4 protein-coding genes are annotated in these 3256 nt (G+C 51.4%); 3 read left to right on the top strand and 1 reads right to left on the bottom strand.

Annotated features, from left to right (window positions below; genetic code table 11):
* The coding region (locus ETQ85_RS18325) for a transposase (RefSeq protein WP_148580537.1) at window positions 1–399 on the bottom strand (399 nt) is incomplete at its 3' end.
* Between the two features lie 270 nt (window positions 400–669).
* Here ETQ85_RS18325 and ETQ85_RS18330 point away from each other — a divergent pair.
* The 3 genes from ETQ85_RS18330 to ETQ85_RS18340 form a co-directional block, all read left to right on the top strand.
* A complete protein-coding gene (locus ETQ85_RS18330; RefSeq protein ID WP_148580529.1) occupies window positions 670–1809 on the top strand; it encodes an ATP-binding protein in 1140 nt (379 codons plus the stop codon).
* Window positions 1810–1833: 24 nt separating this feature from the next.
* Window positions 1834–2394 carry a MarR family transcriptional regulator gene (locus tag ETQ85_RS18335; RefSeq protein WP_148580530.1) on the top strand — a complete coding sequence of 187 codons (561 nt, stop codon included), beginning with the start codon at window positions 1834–1836 and terminating at the stop codon, window positions 2392–2394.
* A 137-nt stretch (window positions 2395–2531) separates the two neighbouring features.
* Window positions 2532–3256 (top strand): multiubiquitin domain-containing protein (locus tag ETQ85_RS18340; RefSeq protein WP_148580538.1); only part of this gene is annotated, 725 nt, incomplete at its 3' end.

Below are 3256 nucleotides of genomic sequence, written 5' to 3' on the forward strand. Positions count from 1 at the left end.
GCGGGCCAGACGCACCACCTCGTCGAAGAAGCGTCGGGCGATGTCGGTTTCCACCAGGCGCTCGCGCAGGCGGCTGAAGTTCGATTGATCGAGTCCGCCCGACTCCAGGTCCAGATCGAGAAACCAGCGGAACAGCAGGTTGTAATCGAGTTGCTCGCAGAACAACCTGTCGGAGCGCACCGAGTAGAAGGCAATCAGCAATTGGGCCTTGAGCAGTCGCTCCGGCGGAATCGAAGGGCGCCCCGTCCTGGCGTAAAGGCCGTCGAGTTCCGCAGAAATGGCGGACAGTGCCGACTCGGCCAGTTTCTTCACCCGACGCAACGGGTGATCAGCCGGAATCCGGGACGCGACCGAGAAATAGTGAAACATCGAGGACTGGGGATCGACTTCGCCGCGCATCGTTGTTCTGCCTGGGGTTCGGGGATATGGCTAGGACAGGCGGGTGGCCTGATCGTTCACTGGGTTTTGCATCGGCCTGTTAGCGTTGCTACAACCGAGAAGGGTAACCTGATAGTCGGAGCCAAGGCCTTTCCCGGAAATTTGTACGATAGTCACACCCCGAAGCAAATCGAACCGGCAACTATTCTGTTGCAGGGGGCCGGTCATGACTGACATGACAAGTCAGTCTCCCAGCTATAATCGTTCGTCTAAGAAGTTTCGAAGCCTCGCGTGAAGGTAAAAGCCATACCATTCAGACAAGCCGTCGCACGGCATAGTGCAGGTCCCACTATGGTAGAAGAAATACAAAGAGTCTTGCGGCTAAACCAGCCACTGAAAGCCAAAGACATAGCAAAGCGTCTTGGTATAGAGCGCTCGGTCATCAGCGCACTTCTGCATCAACATTTGGAAGTTTTTGTGCAAAATGACGCGTATCAGTGGTCTCTGATCCAACCCCATAAGCTTTTGATTGAGTTTCCAAAAACGAGGTGGCTAACAACGGACCAGCTTGAGACAACTCTTTGCTCAGTTGAGTCTCCGCTTGAGTCCAGTCATAAGATCATTGTTTTTAAGTTCTCGCCAGACACTTCATTGCTGCTGGATGCGATGGCACGTTTGCTCGCACTCTGCAATCAGCTTGTCGGAATCGGAAAGTTTGTAACCATTGATTTCGACGACTGCCCGTCAACATCTAGCTATCTAAGTCGGATTGGATTTTTCGACCATTTAGATGGCAAAGTTATTGTGCAACCAAAGCGTCCGAAAACATCACGTGCTACTGCTTACAGAGGAGAAAACACCGGCGTAGTCGAACTTGCTCCCATCAACATGGAGGAGCGGGATGATGAAACTCCACGGCGTCTGCAACGCAGCTTCGAGCAATGTGCGGGCTCTACCCATACCGTTGGAGTGCTGACGATTCTCGGTGAACTCTTTGACAATGTACATGAACATTCGGAGTCCCCCATACCCGGTTTCGCGGCACTGCAGCTTTACAAGAAGGGGTCTCGCCCACACATTCGTACCGTTTTTTCAGATGCTGGAAATGGGATTGTCGGGACGCTGTTACCCACTCTTGACACTGAGATGCGGCAACAGCTTGGATGTTCGGGCAAAAATTTAGGCGTCGCCTTGATTGAATATATATTCTCGCATGGCCAATTGAGCCGTATGCAAGATGATGGTCGAGGGCTTGGCCTCAAACGTGCTGGGGATTTCGCAAACAAGTTCAACGCTAGCATCAGCGTGCGCCAGGAAACGTTCGAAGTAATGATTCACTATCGTGCAGGGGCACTGGAGTTTGAACATCGGTTGAACCTACGGAAGATGCGTGGAACGCATATTTGCTTTAATTTTGAGTTGACTGTCTGAACGCTTTCTCGTTAAACTGTTAAAATGAACCAGACTTCATCCAGCGTCCAGATCCGCCTGTTGGACTTGACGAAAAATTCGCACCCTTTCGGAAACTTCCAAGGGAAAGCTGTGTTCCGAGCCCTGTCCGACATTGTGGATGCGGCCCCACGCACGATGGTCTTTGGTATTTCGCTGGCCGGGATCGTTGCCACTGATGCCTCTTTCCCGCGCGAGAGTGTCGTTGCTGCAGCCAAGTATTTCAGAGGACAACGTTGGTTCTACCTAACCGATCTTAGCGATCGCGACTTGGTGGACAACTGGAAATACGCTGCCCAAGCTAAACAACAACCTCTAGTAATCTGGCATTCCGAAGAGTCATTTGAGGTGATAGGCCCCGACATCAGTTCATCGGCGAGTGATCTTCTTGATTACGTGCTGCGTCATCGCAAGGTCAGTACCGCTCAAGTGGCAACCGATCTAGGCCTCTCCGTACCAAACGCAAGCACACGCCTCAAAAAACTTGTGACGGATGGGTATCTGCTTCGTCAAGAGGACATTGCGGACTCTGGAGGCATCGAGTACACATACTCTGCAATACGATAAATCTCCTTAAACAGCTTGCTTTAACCTGAATCTAAGAGTACGATCCGGGTTGCTCTGGTTGACTTTAGTTACACCGGAGTTAAACAGGATCATTTAACCAGATGCAAACGCATCGTACTTTTGAAAGATTATTAAGCATGAGCGAAATTCATACTCCTCTCGGCGAAGTTGCACACCGTCCTGACCACTACAAGATACAGGTTGCTCAGGACAGCCTGGCCTTTGTCGAGTTCGTGATGAACGATCCGGTCCCCTTGGGGAGGCAAATTCTGGCTGCTGCAGGATTGAGGACCAATGATGACTACAGTCTGTATGCGATCCTCGACACCGGGGATTTTGAAGACGTACGGCTGGATGAGCCCATTGATCTACGCCGCAACGGTGTTGAACGTTTTGTGGCATTCCACGCTGACCGGGAATTCAAACTGACAGTAAATGGGAGTCAGGTTACGTGGGGCATGCCGATCATCACTGGCTCCATTCTGTATGAGCTTTCGAAACCGCACACGAACGAAGCTGTTTTCCTAGTAATCCGTGGTGGAGAAGATCGCCAAATCGAAATCGAGGACGAGGTTGACCTCACCCCTCAGGGGGTCGAACACTTTGAAAATGCGCCCAAGCGCAATCCAAAGATGGAGATCGTGGTCAACGGCCATGAGACAAAGGTTGCAAATGATCACGTGACTTTTGATCAGTTGGTAGCGATTGCCTATCCGGGAGAGGCCCCCACTCCGAACATCACGTACTCCATTACCTATCGGAAAGTTGCATCTTTTCCACATAGTGGTGAGCTCGCTACCGGCGGCTTTGTTGAAGTTAAAAACGGGAGCATCTTCAATGTCGTGAGCGTCGTCCCTGTCCC

The sequence above is a fragment of the Zoogloea oleivorans genome, from assembly GCF_008107625.1.
Lineage (GTDB): Bacteria > Pseudomonadota > Gammaproteobacteria > Burkholderiales > Rhodocyclaceae > Zoogloea > Zoogloea oleivorans.